General features: G+C 60.4%; 14 protein-coding genes. 9 read left to right on the top strand and 5 right to left on the bottom strand.

Annotation, left to right across the window (positions count from 1 at the left end):
• The first annotated feature begins 76 nt into the window (after positions 1-76).
• Positions 77-844 carry a class II aldolase/adducin family protein gene (locus GNZ13_RS18680; RefSeq protein WP_172167003.1) on the top strand — a complete coding sequence of 256 codons (768 nt, stop codon included), beginning with the start codon at positions 77-79 and terminating at the stop codon, positions 842-844.
• A gap of 65 nt (positions 845-909) precedes the next feature.
• Here GNZ13_RS18680 and GNZ13_RS18675 read toward each other — a convergent pair whose 3' ends face one another.
• Both GNZ13_RS18675 and GNZ13_RS18670 read right to left on the bottom strand, forming a co-directional pair.
• Positions 910-2,001 (bottom strand): porin, encoded by a 1,092-nt coding sequence (locus GNZ13_RS18675; RefSeq protein ID WP_172167001.1) that lies wholly within the window; start codon positions 1,999-2,001, stop codon positions 910-912.
• 476 nt (positions 2,002-2,477) lie between these two features.
• Positions 2,478-3,389 carry a LysR family transcriptional regulator gene (locus tag GNZ13_RS18670; RefSeq protein ID WP_172166999.1) on the bottom strand — a complete coding sequence of 304 codons (912 nt, stop codon included), beginning with the start codon at positions 3,387-3,389 and terminating at the stop codon, positions 2,478-2,480.
• A gap of 137 nt (positions 3,390-3,526) precedes the next feature.
• Here GNZ13_RS18670 and GNZ13_RS18665 point away from each other — a divergent pair, with 137 nt between their 5' ends.
• Positions 3,527-4,621: a tartrate dehydrogenase gene (locus GNZ13_RS18665; protein ID WP_172166997.1), complete on the top strand. Its 1,095-nt coding sequence runs from the start codon at positions 3,527-3,529 to the stop codon at positions 4,619-4,621.
• A 104-nt stretch (positions 4,622-4,725) separates the two neighbouring features.
• Positions 4,726-6,021 (top strand): MFS transporter, encoded by a 1,296-nt coding sequence (locus GNZ13_RS18660; RefSeq protein ID WP_172166995.1) that lies wholly within the window; start codon positions 4,726-4,728, stop codon positions 6,019-6,021.
• Positions 6,022-6,155: 134 nt separating this feature from the next.
• Here the strand turns inward: GNZ13_RS18660 and GNZ13_RS18655 are convergent, their stop codons facing one another.
• Positions 6,156-6,437: a hypothetical protein gene (locus GNZ13_RS18655; RefSeq protein ID WP_172166994.1), complete on the bottom strand. Its 282-nt coding sequence runs from the start codon at positions 6,435-6,437 to the stop codon at positions 6,156-6,158.
• A gap of 331 nt (positions 6,438-6,768) precedes the next feature.
• Here GNZ13_RS18655 and GNZ13_RS18650 point away from each other — a divergent pair, with 331 nt between their 5' ends.
• On the top strand, positions 6,769-7,899 hold the full coding sequence (locus GNZ13_RS18650) for a VIT1/CCC1 transporter family protein (protein WP_172166992.1): 1,131 nt from the start codon (positions 6,769-6,771) through the stop codon (positions 7,897-7,899).
• Between the two features lie 468 nt (positions 7,900-8,367).
• Positions 8,368-9,480 (top strand): hypothetical protein, encoded by a 1,113-nt coding sequence (locus GNZ13_RS18645; protein WP_172166990.1) that lies wholly within the window; start codon positions 8,368-8,370, stop codon positions 9,478-9,480.
• 120 nt (positions 9,481-9,600) lie between these two features.
• Here GNZ13_RS18645 and GNZ13_RS18640 read toward each other — a convergent pair whose 3' ends face one another.
• On the bottom strand, positions 9,601-9,921 hold the full coding sequence (locus GNZ13_RS18640) for a hypothetical protein (RefSeq protein ID WP_172166988.1): 321 nt from the start codon (positions 9,919-9,921) through the stop codon (positions 9,601-9,603).
• A gap of 899 nt (positions 9,922-10,820) precedes the next feature.
• Between GNZ13_RS18640 and GNZ13_RS18635 the strand changes: the two genes are divergently transcribed.
• The 4 genes from GNZ13_RS18635 to GNZ13_RS18620 all read left to right on the top strand — a co-directional run bounded on the left by GNZ13_RS18635 (position 10,821) and on the right by GNZ13_RS18620 (position 14,981).
• Positions 10,821-11,999, top strand: a complete 1,179-nt coding sequence (locus tag GNZ13_RS18635) for a quaternary amine ABC transporter ATP-binding protein (protein ID WP_172166986.1) — start codon at positions 10,821-10,823, stop codon at positions 11,997-11,999.
• A complete protein-coding gene (gene choW / locus GNZ13_RS18630; protein WP_172166984.1) occupies positions 11,992-12,903 on the top strand; it encodes a choline ABC transporter permease subunit in 912 nt (303 codons plus the stop codon). Before GNZ13_RS18635 ends, choW begins: the two co-directional genes overlap by 8 nt.
• Before the next feature lie 7 nt (positions 12,904-12,910).
• Entirely contained in the window at positions 12,911-13,909 is a 999-nt protein-coding gene (locus GNZ13_RS18625) for a GlxA family transcriptional regulator (RefSeq protein ID WP_172166982.1), read from the top strand.
• 136 nt (positions 13,910-14,045) lie between these two features.
• Positions 14,046-14,981: a choline ABC transporter substrate-binding protein gene (locus tag GNZ13_RS18620; RefSeq protein WP_172166980.1), complete on the top strand. Its 936-nt coding sequence runs from the start codon at positions 14,046-14,048 to the stop codon at positions 14,979-14,981.
• Positions 14,982-15,112: 131 nt separating this feature from the next.
• Here the strand turns inward: GNZ13_RS18620 and GNZ13_RS18615 are convergent, their stop codons facing one another.
• Complete coding sequence (locus GNZ13_RS18615; RefSeq protein ID WP_172166979.1) at positions 15,113-16,195, bottom strand: GlxA family transcriptional regulator; 1,083 nt, start codon at positions 16,193-16,195, stop codon at positions 15,113-15,115.
• Positions 16,196-16,469: the final 274 nt, after the last annotated feature.

Raw genomic sequence — 16,469 nt, 5'->3', positions numbered from 1 at the left:
CCACACATCTCGGCACGAGTGCTTCGCAATGCGGCCGTCAACATGATGTTCGTCGCTTTCTCAAGGTGCCCCGCCCATGAACCCCGCACTCGATATTCCCAGCGTTCGTCCGATGGTGTCTCCGGAAGAGTGGCAGGTCCGCGTCGACCTTGCCGCTGCGTACCGGCTGGTGGCTTTGTTCGGTTGGGACGACCTGGTGTTCACGCATATTTCGGCGCGTGTGCCGGGCCACGAGCACCAGTTTCTGATCAACCCGTATGGCCTGTTCTTTGAGGAAATCACTGCATCGAGTCTGGTCAAGGTGGACCATGAGGGACAGCCCGTCATGCCGACCCCGTTCGACGTGAATCCTGCCGGCTTCGTGATTCATAGCGCCGTGCACGAAGCACGGCCCAACGTGAATTGCGTGCTGCACACGCATACGGCCTATGGCGTTGCGGTCGCCGCGCAGGAGGATGGATTGCTGCCGTTGTCGCAGCAATCCGGCTTCGTGCTGACGAACCTCGCTTACCACGACTATGAAGGTGTCGCGCTGCGCGATGCCGAAAAGGCGACACTGGTCGCCGATCTCGGCGACGCCAATTACATGATGCTGCGCAATCACGGACTGTTGACCTGCGGACGGTCCGTCGCCGAAGCGTTTCAGGCGATGTATCTGTTCGAAACGTCATGCCGTATCCAGATCCTCGCGCAAGCAGGCGGCAAGTTGATCGAAGTGCCGCAATCGATCATCGAAACGATGGGTGAGCAGGCGCGTCAAGTCAGCAAAGGCAAGGGCGCCGATCTGGTGTGGCCTGGCCTGCTGCGGCGTTTGGCGCGGCGTAATCCTGGCTACGATCTGTAGGGCGCAATTCCGCATGATCCGGCGCACCGCCCGCGCGGCACGCCGGATCATACCTTCCGCACCGGCTAGAACAGGTGCCGCATACCGACGTTCACGCCGGCCGTTGTACCAGTGGCTTCGTTCAGTGCGTTGTTGACGGATAGTCCGGTGTGCATCGCGCCGTGGTTGGTAACGAAGCCTGCTTGCCCATACACCACGGTGGCCTTCGACAGCGAATACTCAAGCCCGGTGGACGCGAGTATCGAATTGTTCGACGAGTGATTCCCGTCGCGCGTGACCCACACGCCCGCGTCGACATTCAGCGCCGGTGTGATGCGATAGCTGGCGCCGCCTGAATAGACGCGATCGTTGAACGAACCTGCCACTTTGTACTGCACGTATGAAGCCTTCACGGTCAGGCTGTTGAAAATGTAGCTGGCGCCGATGGCACGGCCGTCGAATGCGACCACGCTCGGAATCGCGATCGATGCAGCACTGCCACCGGCGTTGCCGCTGTAGAGCGCGGCGTCGACGGTCAGCGTGCCGAGGTGGTAACGCAGGCTCGCCGAGTACTGGCGGCCCGCCTGAAAATTCCCGGCTGTGCCGCCTAGTGCCATCATCGCGCTGGCTTGCAAGCCAGCGATTTCCGGTGACGTGTACGAAATGCCGTTCGGGTTGAACAGGCCGGTCACATAGACGTTATTGAGGTAGGTGATGAGGCCGCTGCCGAAGTACGACATCTCGCGTGGATCGAAGTCGTACACCGCGAGGAAGAAGGGCGAGAACTGCAAGCCGGCCTTCACCGTACCGTAGCGGCTGTCCACGCCGACCCATGCCTGCCGCCCGAATTCGTTGCCGTTCGAATTGCCGAACGAGCCGTTGGCAATGCTGATGCCGCTTTCGAGTTCGAAGATCGCGCGCATGCTGCCGCCGAGATCTTCGGCACCACGCATGCCGAAGCGAGAACCCGAGAGCCCGCTGTCGGTGAACGAGTATTGATGGCCGGCGCTCTGGCCGGTTGCCGGGTTAAGTGATTTGCTGGTGTAGAGGAGGGAGCCGTCGACGATGCCGTACAACGTGACGCTGCTTTGCGCGTGGGCGCTTTGGACGGCGCCTAGTGCGCAGGCACCTGCTAATCCAAGAATGGCTCCAACCCGACTGCGATGACTTGCCGGCATGCTCCGTGTCTCCTTGTTTATTGGAATCGATTGAACTGGCGAAGTAATGCGAGTGCTACAAGGTTCTGGCGATCTGTTGCGCGATGCGATTTCAATGGGCGATACAACGCCTTCCCAATCTGGTAAGGGATGCGAAATAATGGGTCTGCTGGTGGGCGCCTTGGGTCCGGTTGCCTGCTAGGTTGTCTCCTGATCGCTGGGGCGGCTCGGCGCTGCTATGAACTCAATGATCGCGTGCTTGCGCACAGGATGCAGGTGCAATTTGGCACGACCGTTCGTTCTGTGTCAACGGGGGAAATCGCTCGTTTGGACTGCAATGCAGGCCAAAATAGGGAAAACACCTGGCGCTGCGGGTGTGCTTGATTTGCGCCGTAAGGCTATGTAATAGAAGGAAGTTGCCGGAACTATCCGGTTTGAATTGCCGGCCGGTCGCAAGATATTGATGTTCTGCATCGCAGAACTACGGGAAGGCCGACTTAACGCGCACCAAGCGTCTCGATCAGCATGTCGACGAATGCCTTGACCCGCGCCGTCATTTGCAACTGTTGCGGGTACACCGCGTAAATATCGGCACCTGGCGTGCGGTATTCCGGCAGGACATGGATCAGGCGGCCATCGGCGAGATACTCCGCAATATCCCATTCGGCCCGCATCAGAATGCCGTGGCCGTCCAGTGCCCACTTCACGGCGATCTCGCCGTCATTGGTGGTGAGGTTGCCGCGCACGCGAACTGTCTCGGTCTTTTCGGTCGAACCGCGTCCGCTGGTCAGACGCCATAGCCCGTAGCCGTCGCCGCCTTGACGAATGCCAATGCAGTTGTGTTGCGATAGCTCGGCCGGACTGCGTGGCGCGCGGTGTTTGGCGAAATACGCAGGCGATGCGCAAAGCAGCCGCCGATTGGACGCGACCCGGCGCGCAATCACGCGAGCATCCGGAGGTTCGCCGAAGCGCACGCACACGTCGAAGGCGTCGTCGCTGATCGGCGGTGGGTCGACGGAGAGCTGCAACTGCACGTCCACCTCGGGAAAGCGCCGCACAAACCGGGAAATCAGCGGCGCCACGTGACTGCGGCCGAAGCCGAGGGTCGCGTTCACGCGCAGCAGGCCTTTCGGCGTCGCTTGCGAGCCGCCGAGCAATTGGGCTAGGTCGTCCATTTCGCTCAGAATGCGCCGCGCCCGGGTCAGATAGAGTTCGCCCTCCGGCGTGAGGCTCATGCGCCGCGTTGTGCGATTGACGAGCGACACGCCCGCCCGCGATTCCATTTGCGCCAGATGCTTGCTCACGGCCGCGGTGCTCAACCCGAGTTCGCGCGCAGCCGCTGTCAGGCTGCCGCTTGCGGCGAGCGTGGAGAAGAAGGCGAGGTCGTCCGGCTGTATCGACGAGGTCATATTGAGTGGGCCAATGAGCAGACCGATGAGTCGCCCATTATTAACTTCAGGTTAAGGATGCTTTGAGTCTAGCAGCGTTTTCGCGAGCGTTCTCCGTTCTAGGATGCAGCCATACGTTCAACATCATGGAGACGCCAGTGAAGACCTACCGCATCGCAACCATTCCCGGCGACGGCATCGGCAAGGAAGTCGTGCCCGCGGGCCAACGGGTTCTCGAAGCCATCGCTGCGCGAAGCGACGCCTTCCAGTTCGAGTTCGAGAATTTCGATTGGGGCGGCGATTTCTATCGCCAGCACGGTGTGATGATGCCGGCCGATGGGCTGGATGCCATCCGCAGCAAAGATGCGATTCTGTTCGGCTCGGCGGGCGACCCGCATATTCCCGATCACGTGACGCTATGGGGTCTGCGCCTGAAGATCTGTCAGGGTTTCGATCAGTACGCGAACGTGCGTCCCACCCGCATCCTTCCCGGTATCGACGCGCCGTTAAAGCGCTGTGGGCCGAAGGATCTCGACTGGGTCATCGTTCGCGAGAACTCGGAGGGTGAGTACTCCGGCGTAGGCGGGCGCGCGCACCAGGGCCATCCGATCGAAGTGGCAACGGACGTTTCGATGATGACCCGCGCGGGCGTCGAGCGCATTCTTCGATTCGCGTTCCGCCTCGCACAGTCGCGGCCGCGCAAGCTGCTGACGGTGATCACCAAGAGCAATGCGCAACGCCACGCGATGGTGATGTGGGACGAGATTGCTCTCGAAGTCTCGAAGGCGTTTCCCGACGTCAAATGGGACAAGGAACTCGTCGACGCCGCCACCGCGCGCATGGTCAACCGACCCGCCACGCTCGACACGATCGTCGCGACGAACCTTCACGCGGACATTCTCAGCGATCTGGCAGCGGCACTGGCCGGCAGCCTCGGCATCGCGCCGACCGCGAATCTCGACCCCGAGCGCCGCTATCCCTCGATGTTCGAACCGATTCACGGCTCCGCTTTCGACATCATGGGCAAGGGGCTCGCCAATCCGGTCGGCACGTTCTGGTCGGTTGTGATGATGCTCGAGCATCTTGGCGAGGCGGGCGCTACGCAGCAATTGATGAACGCGATCGAACGCATTACGGCTGACCCGGCGCTGCACACTGGCGACCTCGGCGGCACGGCTACAACGGCGCAGGTGACCGATGCGGTTTGCGCGATCCTCGCAGCGGAACCGGCGGCGGAGTCCAAGGCAGCCTGAACTCGCGACACGCAATACGTAACGTGCAACACGTAACGCGCGCATTAGACAAAAATAACGCCCGGACGAATACGTCACGGGCGATTTAAAGAATGGAGACTGGCGTGGCCAATGAATTGCAAGCCAGGGTGGTTCGCAAGCTGACGTGGCGCATTTTGCCCTTCGTCATGCTGCTTTACTTCGTCAGCTTTCTCGATCGTGTGAACGTCGGCTTCGCCGCACTCACGATGAACAAGGACCTCGGCCTCTCGCCGACCATGTTCGGCCTGGGTGGCGGCATCTTCTTTCTTGGGTACTTTCTGTTCGAAGTGCCCTCGAACCTCATTCTGAACAAGGTCGGTGCGCGCATCTGGATTGCACGCGTCATGGTGACGTGGGGGCTGGTGTCGGCGGCTTCCGCGTTCGTGGTTGGGCCGAATTCGTTCTATACGCTGCGCTTTTTGCTCGGTGTGGCCGAAGCCGGTTTCTTTCCCGGCATCATTCTCTATCTCAGCCAGTGGTTTCCCGCACGGCAACGTGCAGTCGCAGCCGCGGCGTTCATGGCGGCCGCACCTTTGTCGACGGCAATCGGGTCGCCCATTTCAGGCGCCATCATGCAGATGCCGGCCCTGTTCGGATTTAAAGACTGGCAATGGCTGTTCATCATTGAAGCGATTCCTGCCGTCGTTCTCGGGTTCGTGGTGTTGAAAGCACTCACCGATTCACCAGAAAAGGCGACGTGGCTTGCAGCAGATGAGAAAGCGTGGCTCGTCGCGACCTTACGTGAAGAACGAGCGGGACGTGAATCGCAGGCAGGCCATGCGGCAGGTGCGCTCGCCGCGCTGCGCGACCCACGCGTGTGGATCATGTCGATGATTTACTTCGGCACATCTGCGGGCCTTTATACACTCGGGCTATGGGCGCCGCTGATCATTCGTCAATTCGGCTTTAGCGCCCTCGGCACGGGCGCATTGAATGCGATTCCCAGCGTGCTGGCTGTGCTCGGCATGGTGATGTGGGCGCGCCATTCGGATCACACCGGCGAGCGCACGTGGCATGTGGTGATTCCGTGCGTTGCGGCAGGCGTCGGGCTCGCATGGGCAGGCTTCGCGGATACCGTCGTTGCGGTGGTGCTCGCGCTGATCCTCGTGAACGTGGGCATTAGCGCGGCCAAGGCGCCGCTGTGGGCCATGCCGAGTACCTTTCTCTCAGGCGCCGGCGCAGCGGCCGGTATCGCCATGATCAACTCGATCGGCAATCTCGGTGGTTTCGTCGGCCCGTTTGCAATTGGCTGGCTGAAGAGCGTGACGGGGGGATATGCTGCAGGACTCTATGTGGTGGCGGCGAGTCTCGCGGTATCCGCCACGCTCGCTTTGGCTATCGGCCGGCGAGGATATCGGGCGGCTCCTGCGCCGCAATGATCTCGCTGGTGTCTGGTCGGTTTTCTGATTGAAGATGTGCCTCGCTCTCCCGCGCTGATTTTTTTCCGCTGACTTGCTACGAGTAATGGAAAACGCAGGGACAGCGCGGAAGTGCAGGGCATCATCGCGCGTATTCAATGATTGAACACTCCCGAGTTCTTGCCCGTGAAATGCATCGTCGAAGATTGCGAAAAGCTTGTCGCAGGCGCGCCGTAACCCGAACTGTCGCCGGAGCCCGACATCTTGTGCGAAGGTTGCTGATATTGCGTACCCGGCTGATTGTTCTGCGTGTCGTGCATCGAGACGGTGGGCGCTGGTGTTGTGTCGTTCATCGGCGTGTTCATTTTCTGGGCAAACGACAGGGTCGGGATGGCGACGATCGAAGCGATGAGCATGATGTGTTTGAGTGCTTTCAAGATGGTTCTCCAATAGTGTGATGGTGTCGCGCCGACCATTCCGGTCGATGCGTGTCCACAGAATAAGCAGCTTTCCTTAACTTCTCCTTAGGGGCGTTCAAAACAATTTCCTTCCGTATTTCGAAGTGCTGAAAATGCAGGACGATAGTGGCCAGAACCTGTGCCTGACGAGGACACGCATAAGCCTGTCTTAAGAGAAAATCGTGCAGAGCCGAATGGGGATGAGAACCGTTGGCGTTCTCGCTAAAGATGCGTTTTAGGGGTTTTATGACTTCCGTGCCTGAATCGATTACGCTTCGTTGTTAGCTACCCGATATGCAGGCACGTCACCATGGCATCCAAGCACGAAGTCAAGCGGTACAGAGCCAATCTCTCCGATGAGCTCCATAGCGCCGCGCTCTATGAAACGCTCGCGAAAGTCGAGAAGGACGACACGCGTAAGCAGGTCTACAGTGACCTCGCGAAGTCAGAGCACGATCATGCGCAGGTATGGGCCGATAAGCTGAGAGCTAACGGCATCCAGCCGAAGGGCACCGGCCAGGCCGTGAAGACGCGCCTGATGAAAGCACTGGTACGCATGTTCGGCGCAGGTTTCGTGCTACCCACGCTCGCTGCGGCCGAATACGCCGACCGTAACAAATACCACGGGCAGCCGGACGCGGGCCGTATGTCGGCCGACGAGCATCACCATGCGGCGGTAGTCCAGACCCTGGCCCACGGCGGCGGCGACCCGGACCTGTCGCAAGGCGCGCGCATCGCCGCAGCGGAGACGTGGCATAAGGGCGTTTCGTCGGGTAACGATCTGCGCGCGGCCGTGCTCGGTGCGAACGACGGCCTCGTTTCGAACTTCTGCCTGATCATGGGCGTGGCCGGCGCGGGAACCGGCAACAAGGCGATCCTGCTCACGGGGCTCGCCGGCCTGATCGCCGGCGCGTGTTCGATGGCGCTGGGTGAATGGCTGTCGGTGACCAATGCGCGCGAGCTCGCCAGTACCCAGATTGCTAAAGAAGCGGAAGAACTGGAGGTGTCGCCGGAAGCCGAAGAACACGAGCTGGCGCTGATCTATCGCGCCAAGGGTCTTGATGCCGTCGAGGCGAAACGGGTGGCGTCGCAGATGATGCGTGACAAGGACAAGGCGCTCGATACCTTGACGCGTGAGGAACTCGGACTCGATCCCGCCGAGTTGGGCGGCAATCCTTGGTCTGCTGCGGGGGTCTCGTTTTGCCTGTTCTCGGTCGGCGCGATTTTTCCGGTGATGCCGTTTCTGTGGACGCACGGGCTTAATGCGATCGTGCAATGCGTCGTATTTAGCATGCTTGCGCTCGCATCCATTGGGGTCTTTACTTCGCTATTCAATGGGCGCAGCGCGGGGTTCTCCGCAACGCGGCAGGTCGTTATCGGTCTCGTTGCCGCGGGGTTCACGTTCGGGGTCGGGAAGCTGTTGGGGGTATCGATTTCCTGATGAACGCGATCGTGTTGCGCTGATTCCCGCTTATTCTTTCAGTTCATTTACCCTGGCGGCATAAAGCATTACGGTTTGTTTTCAGTTTGCCTGCCGGCGGCTACAGTCAGCTACTTTCGTCGATGTGATTCTTACATCGATGCGTTTTTTAATTAATAAGTAATCCTATGAGTGTGTGCCGCTTGCAGTAGCGGCTTTTTTTTGTGCCTCTAAAGCGCACTCACTTAAGCGTCCCTTAAGCGGCGAGCGGGTAGTTTCCTTTGGCTTAGCAAAAAGAGAAAATCCTGCGATTCGGCCAACAGAAAAGTCTCTTTCAAGGTGCACCTGCATTTCGCAACGTCATTCGATTGACATATCCAGCCGCTAAAGTGAAACCGCCGGTTTATACGGTTTTTACTGTACTGGTGCGGTAGAGGGATGTTGCTTACTTGACAAAAAAGAAATGCATTTAATCAGGACACCTTTAAAATGAAAAAGACTTCCATTGCTTTGATGATTTCGGCTGTGATGGCACTTTCGGCGTGTGGCGGAGGCGTTGACAATCCGAGCCCGGCAGCAACAACGGCAGCGGCTACGCCGGTTCCGAACACGGCAACCGCCACCGGTTACTCGCTCGCGGTATTCGCAAAAGCACCCTCGGCAACACAGAAGCCGGATTCGATCGTGCAGATGGGTTCCAGCATATTCATCGGCTATCAGAACGCCGGCGAAGTGAAGGATGGCTCGGTGCCCGGCATCACCAACCAGGTCGTACAGTACGACTTGAACGGCAACGCTCAGAAAACCTTTACGGTGCCGGGCCATGTGGACGGTCTGATGGCGCGCAGCGACACGAATACGCTATGGGCGATGGCGAATGAAGACGGCAATCCTGAGCTGACTATCATCAACCTTGCCACAGGCGCGCAGAAAACCTATCAGGCGACGGTCAATCCCACCGTGCACGGCGGTGGTTACGACGATATGCAACTCATCAACGGTGTCGTGTACGTGAGTGCTTCGGCGCCCACCACGCCAGGCGTAGGACCGACCGTCGTTGCGCTCACGCTGAACGCCAATGGTTCCACCTTCGACGTGACGCCGGTACTGGCCGGCAACGCCCAGGCTATCGACTTGACGCCATCGGTGGGCGGCGCGGCGAACCCGACGTTCAATCAGCCGGTGACGCTGACCCTGACCGATCCGGATTCGTTGGCCATCGACCCGTCGGGGAAGCTCGTGCTGGATAGCCAGGCGGACGGCAAGCTCGTGTTCATCAGCAATCCTGGGCCCAGCCAGAGCGTGAGTGTCCTGACGCTCACGCTGTACAGCGATAAGGATGGTCCGATCTACCCGGTGGACGATACGCGCTTTGTCCCGGCGCCGGGTTCGACGGGCAAGACATTCATGCTGTTCACCGACGCAAACAACACGACGTACCGCGTCGATGCGCCGTTTAAGCAGGGTGATGCGTACAGCGCAGGCCAGGGGCAGGTGATGCAACTGGACGTGAAGTCCGGTCACCTCACGCCCGTCGTGGCGGGTATCGGCAGCGCATCCGCGCTGCAGGATCCGCACGGTATGCTCTTCGTCGCTCAGTAAAGGGCACGCATGAGTAGCACGCAATAAGCAGCACGCACGGCCGCCTCAGTGAGTTTCCTGAGGCGGCCGGCCACACAACGGGCCCGCTACCGGCGGGACGTCACCGCCACTTCGCTTGTCTCAATCCCCTTCCCAGCCATGGCGCTCGTGCCATTCGCGCTCGTGCTCCTCATGCTCATGGTGGCGCCACTGCCGCTCACGCCATTCCTGCCGCTCATGCCATTCGCGGGCACGCCAGTCGTCGCCGTAGCCGTAGCCATATCCGACGACCGGCGGGGGCGCATAGACGACTGGAGGAGGCTCAACGTAGACCGGCTGGGCAGGCACGAAAACCGGCCCGGGAATGCCAATGCCGATGCCCACGTCGACGTGGGCGGAAGCGACTGTGGAAGCCACTAGTATCGCGCCGCCGAGAATCACTGATAATAGGTTCTTGCGCATGTTTTTCTTTTCGCCCGATGGTTGCAGGCGATGACAGTGAAGATGCTGCGCAGTTTAGGCAGGGCCGCGGTTTGCAGGTGCAAGAGGGATGCTAGATTGGTAACACGGAGTAACGGCGAGCAGCCTTAAGGTTGCCCTAATGATTTCTGTGCACCATGAGCCGGCTAGACCTCCGGTTTCCCTCCGCGGCGTGCAACCCGCGACGCTGTTTTCGGCTCGAACCGGCAATCGATAGCCAGGTCGTGCCGTTTCAAATTTTGCCGACTGGCATCCACGATGTAGCGGGGGACGCAATGGGTATTTTCGCTGGTATTTCTGCTGGTTTTTCTGCCGAGGTTTGGTCGCTCGCGCGCCTGTGTTGCATGTATCCACTACTGGCCGGCCTTGCGATCTGGTATTTTGCGCGGGCGGACCGTCTGTTGCAGGTTGTTCGCGCGCGATATTGAGCATCGACCATTGAGTATCGGGTCCAACCCGCGGGTGCGTAATGGCGCCCGCTGAACGACGGTGTGCTTGCTGCACCGCCGCAAGTTTGCCTGCCGCTTCCCCCACACAGCCGTTTTTTCCGCCGGATCACCGCCACTTGCTCTGGCGCGACACGCCCGGCTGACCACCCCAACACCCCGCAAACCCTTGTCCAACAGGGCTTTGCCTGCCGCCTGCCGGCACCCGTGCGACGACGGTGTCGCATTTCCACATGTGGTTGTCGCAAATAGTCGGCTAGGCGTACTTTTTTCTGGCAACTATGTATGCACAGCGCGGACGGACGTCCGCCACTGCAGCAACTGTCTTGCATGGGACCGGAGTAAGCACTAAAGCGCTAACTCCGGTCGACAGCTTTGCATGGGACCGGAGTAAGCACTAAAGCGCTAACTCCGGTCGACAAAGGAGAGCATTCAATGAATTCCCCCAAGGTCGTGGTCGAAGGGCTGTGCAAGGTGTTCGGCACCAACCCGAAACAGGCGATCGGCATGCTGGCAGGCGGCGCAACGAAAGAAGAAGTTTTCGCGCGCACCGGTCAGATAGTCGGCGTCCATAACGTATCGTTCGAAGTCAAGGAAGGCGAGATCTTCGTGCTGATGGGCCTGTCCGGCTCCGGCAAGTCGACGCTGATTCGCCTGATCAATCGTCTCGTCGAGCCAACGGCCGGCAAAGTGCTGATCGACGGCCGCGACGTGGCCAGCGTGCCGCGCGCGGAACTGACGGCGCTGCGCCGCAAGGACATGAGCATGGTGTTCCAGTCCTTTGCGTTGATGCCGCAGCGTACGGTGCTGTCCAACGCGGCGTTCGGGCTGGAAGTGGCGGGCATCGGCAAGAAGGAGCGCGAGAAGCGCGCCATGACGATGCTGGAGCAGGTCGGTCTCGCGCCGTTCGCGGAAAAGCTGCCGGCCCAGCTGTCCGGCGGCATGCAGCAACGCGTGGGACTTGCGCGGGCGCTGGCAGTCAACCCGTCGCTGATGATCATGGACGAGGCGTTCTCCGCGCTCGATCCGCTCAAGCGCAAGGAAATGCAGAACGTGCTGCTCGATCTGCAACGCGAGCAGCAGCGCACCATCCTGTTCGTCTCGCACGATCTGGAAGAGGCGATGCGCATCGGCACCCGGATCGCGATCATGGAAGGCGGCAAGGTGGTGCAGGTCGGCACGCCGCAGCAAATCATCACCAATCCCGCCGACGACTATGTGCGCGCGTTCTTCGAGGGCATCGACACCAGCCGCTATCTGACGGCCGGCGACCTGATGCAGACGGACGCGGTGCCGCTCATGCAGCATTCGCCGCAGATCGACGCCTCGAGCGTGGCCGCGACGCTCAACGGCAGCGCTGATTACGCGTTCGTGCTTGACGCCGAGCGCAAGATTCGCGGCTTCGTGTGCCGCGATGCGATGGGCAGCGCGTCGCCGCAGCTCAATCACATCGAGTGCATCCGCCGTACCACGCCTTTGGACGACGTCGTCGAACGCGTGGTGGCGAGCCGTGCGCCGCTCCCAGTCGTCGAAGCGGACGGCTCCTACTGCGGTTCGGTCAACAAAACGAACGTGCTGAACGTTCTCACGCGCCATCGAGGTTCCCATGTCTGAAGTCATTCCACTTGGCGCCTGGGTCGATCACGGCGTTCACTACCTGCTCGACCACGACGCACAAACCTTCGATTCCATTGGCAAGGTCATCGAGAGTTTTGCCGCGCTGATCGAGCACGGGCTGCAAGCGGTCCCGATGTGGGCGCTGATGGCGTTTTTCGTCGGCATTGGTTTGTGGCGGGTGGGCTGGCGTTTCGCGCTGTTCACGTTGCTGGCGATGCTGCTGATCTACGGCACCGGTTTCTGGGATCAGATGGTGATCACGCTCGGTCTCACGCTCTCGGCGACCTTGATCAGCCTGCTGCTTGGTGTGCCGCTCGGCATCTGGACAGCGAAGAGCCGTACCGTCGAAATGATGGTGCGCCCCGTGCTCGACTTGATGCAGACCATGCCCGCGTTCGTCTACCTGATTCCGGCCGCGATGCTGTTCGGTCTCGGCCGTGTGCCGGGGATTCTCTCCACGGTGATCTTCGCGATGCCGCCTGCTGTGCGCCTCACGTCGCTCGGCATCAAGCATGTGAATCGTGAAATCGTCGAAGCAGGGCAGGCGTTCGGCTGCACGCCCTTGCAATTGCTCTACAAAGTGCAGTTTCCGAACGCGCTGCCGTCGATCATGACCGGCGTGAACCAGACCATCATGATGGCGCTTTCGATGGTGATCATCGCCTCGATGGTCGGCGCGGGCGGCCTCGGCAACGACGTGCTGGCGAGTATTCAGCGGCTCGATATCGGTCTCGGCTTCGAAAGCGGCCTCTCGGTGGTGATGCTTGCGATCATTCTCGACCGCATCACGGAAAGCTTCGGCCGCTCGCCAGGCACGGCGCGCGCGCCGCTGCTGTCGGGCTTGCGCAGCTTAATGAAGGTGCGGAAGGTGCGCCGGGCGCCGACGGCGCAGCACAGCTGAGCTGCGTATGAAGCGCGACGCGTTTCCCCCTGTCGAGGCCCCATCCGAATCGCCGCTGTCCGGGCTCGCGCACTACGGCTTTCTGACGCTGCCGAACTTTTCGATGATCGCTTTTACGAGCGCGGTCGAGGTGCTGCGCATGGCCAACTACGTGGGCCGCGCGCAGCACTACAGGTGGTCGGTGATTACGCCGGACGGCGAGCCGGCGCGAGCGAGCAACGGCATCACCGTGAAGCCGACCACGACGCTGGCCGAAGCGGGCATGCCGGACGTGCTGATCGTCTGCGCCGGCTGGCATGTGCGCGATTACGTGGACGATACGGTCGTTACATTGCTGCAGGACGTTGCGTCGAAAGGCATTCCGCTTGGCGGCATTTGTACGGGACCGTACGCGCTGCTGGCTGCAAACCTGCTCGACGGTTATCGCTGTACCGTGCATTGGGAAGATATGTCGCCACTGCACAAGAGTTACCCGCACGTGCGTTTCGCCGATGAACTGTTCGTGATCGACCGTGACCGGATGACCTGCACCGGCGGCACCGCGCCGCTCGATCTGATGCTGAATCTGGTCGGCATGCGCCTCGGCCATGCAGTCGCGGCGCAAGTGTCCGAGCAGTTCATTGTCGAGCGGATTCGCGGTTCGACGGATTATCAGCATATTCCCGTCGACGCGCGCGTTGGTTTCTCGCGAGCGGAATTGATCGAAGTGGTGCGGTTGATGGAAGCGAATATCGAAGAGCCGTTGTCGCTCGATGAACTCGCGCGGCTCGTGCATCTGTCGCAACGTCATTTGCAGCGCATGTTCAAGATGTTTCTGAGCGTATCGCCGACGCACTATTACCTGACCCTGCGTTTGCGTCGTGCGCGCGAACTGTTGCGCAATACGGATGCGTCGATCGCGCGGGTAACGGCTGTGTGCGGTTTTCATTCGCCGTGTCATTTCAGTAAGGCCTATCGCGCGCAGTTTGGTCACGCACCGAGCGTCGAGCGGCGTTTATCTGCGTGAATGAGTTAGCGTAAATGAGTCTGTGTGAATGAGTTGTCGTCTTTGAGTTGGCATCAATGAAGTCCGTGTAAAAAATCGCGCCTTGCAAATCCGCTTAGTAAAACCAGTCAAGCTTCAATCACCCTGAGGGAACGCCATGAAACGTTTGTGGGCTGCGTCGTTGTGCGCGCTGTCGGTGTCGTCTGTCTTTGCCACGGAACCTGCCACCTGCCGGGACGTCCGGTTCGCCGACGTCGGCTGGACCGATATCGCGGCAACCACCGGTCTCGCCTCGACGGTGCTCGAAGGGCTCGGCTACAAGCCGACCAAAACCATCGCCTCGGTGCCGATCACCTTCGCGGGTGTGAAGAGCAAGCAAATCGACGTGTTTCTCGGTTACTGGTCGCCGACCATGGATCCGATGATCGATCCGTTCAGGAAGGCTGGCCAGCTCACCGTGCTGCCCACGCCAAACCTGACCGGCGCTAAATACACGCTGGCCGTGCCGGACTACGCGTACCAGGCAGGCATCAAAACCTTCGCCGACATCGCGAAGAACTACGACAAGCTCGACGGCAAGATCTATGGCATCGAACCGGGTAACGACGGCAATGCGTTGATCAAGAAGATGATCGATAGCAACCAGTACGGGCTTGGCAAGTTCAAGATGGTGGAGTCGAGCGAGGCGGGCATGCTGGTCGAAGTGAATCGCGCGATTCGCGAGAAGAAGCCGATCGTGTTTCTCGGCTGGGAACCGCATCCGATGAACGTGCAGATGAAGATCGATTATCTGTCCGGTGGCGACGACGTGTTCGGCCCGAACTACGGCGAAGCCAAAGTGATGACGGTCGTGCCGACCGATTATTCGGCACGTTGCCCGAACGTCGCGAAGCTGGTGTCGAACCTGCACTTCACGACCGATATCGAGAACCACGTGATGCTGCCGATCATGAACAAGACGGATCCGAACAAGGCGGCGCGGGATTGGCTGAAGGCGAATCCGGGGGTGCTCGACAAGTGGCTGGCGGGCGTGAAGACCTTTGATGGGAAGGATGGATTGCCGGCGGTGAAGGCTTATGTTGCCGGGCAGTGAGGTCTGAGGGTTTAGCTTTCGCGCCGTTTCGGCGGCGCGAAAGCGGGGCTGCTAGAGCTGCCCTGCAAAAGTTGACCGGTAAACTCAGCCATCAAACCAGGGCTGCAAAACCCGGACAACAAACACCGCGCTCAGATCGCCTGAGCCCGCCCCGGAAAGGTTTCGTCATAGCCTGAACCGTCATCCACTTCCGCCGCCGTACCACGTTGCTCACGGTACATCATCGGCGGCAAGCCGAACTGCTTGCGGAATTCACGGCCCAGATGCGAGGCGTCGGAAAAGCCGCAACTCGACGCGATATCCGCCACGGTCTTATCCGAACTCGTCAGCAGCCACGCGGCGGTGCGCAAACGCACCTGCTTTGCATAGGCCTGCGGCGCCTTACCGGTTTGCGCCTTGAAGAGCCTTTCGAGCTGACGCGGCGACAGATCGAGCTTGCGCGCCAGTTCATCGAGCGACAACGAACGCCCCACATGCTGCTCCATTAGCAGAATCGCGCGCTTCACCTTCGGATGCGCGGCGGGCGCCAATCCCGGCGGATGCGGTTGCGGCGCATTACCCTTCTGCATATCGTCCACCAGCAGAATCCGCAGCGCCTTTTGCACCGTGGCCGTTTCAAAGTGGCGCAACAGAATCGCGGCCGCCACATCGATCGACGCCCGTCCACCCGAGCACGTAATGCGCCGACGGTCGATCACGAACAGCCTATCTGCCACCAGTGCTTCCTCATTGACCGCCGGAAAGCGCTCGATGAAATCCCAGTAGTGAAACCAGCTCACGCAGATGCGGTGGCCTTCCAGCACGCCCGCGCGCATCAGCGAAAACACGCCGGTGCACATGCCGACCAGCGTTGCATCGGTGGCGGCGGCGCGGCGGATGAAGGCCAGCGTCGCGTCGCTCGCGGCCGGCCCGGAATGCAGCAGGCCGCCGACCACGACGACGTAATCGAACGGCTCGGCGTTTTCGAACGTCTCCCACGGCGTGATCTGGATCCCGCAACTCGCGCGTACCGGGGCGAGGGTTTCCCCTATCACGCTCCACGAACAACGCACGGGCTTGCTGAAGTCGCCTTCGTCCGCGGACAGGCGCAACAGGTCGACGAAGCCCGAGAACGCCGTCAGCGTGAAGTTCGGCAGCAGGATGATGCCGAAGCGGATGCGCTGCTTCGACGGGCCGTCGATCGATTGAAGGGGAAGCGGTTCAGCGGAATTCATGCATGCAGCCAGCAAGGGAAGGGGTTAAATCAAGCATAGCACCGGGGATAGCGACCGATTCAGCGGTAGCACCAGCATCGCCAGCCGCAACATCCGCGCCTGTCGCAAATGCGTCAGAAGTCGTCGCAAATCCGCCGCCGTGCTTGGCCGGCGGCCTGATTGACGCCACTATCCCACTGTCATGCCGTTTTTATTCTATCGGTCCAATTTGACGTGCGGTGCAATAGGGGCTAGTTGAAGCCAAACCCGGCAACCTAGGCATCGCAACGTATAA

Source organism: Paraburkholderia elongata, from assembly GCF_013177735.1.
Classification (GTDB): Bacteria; Pseudomonadota; Gammaproteobacteria; order Burkholderiales; family Burkholderiaceae; genus Paraburkholderia; species Paraburkholderia elongata.
This window is presented reverse-complemented; position numbering and strand designations above follow the sequence as displayed.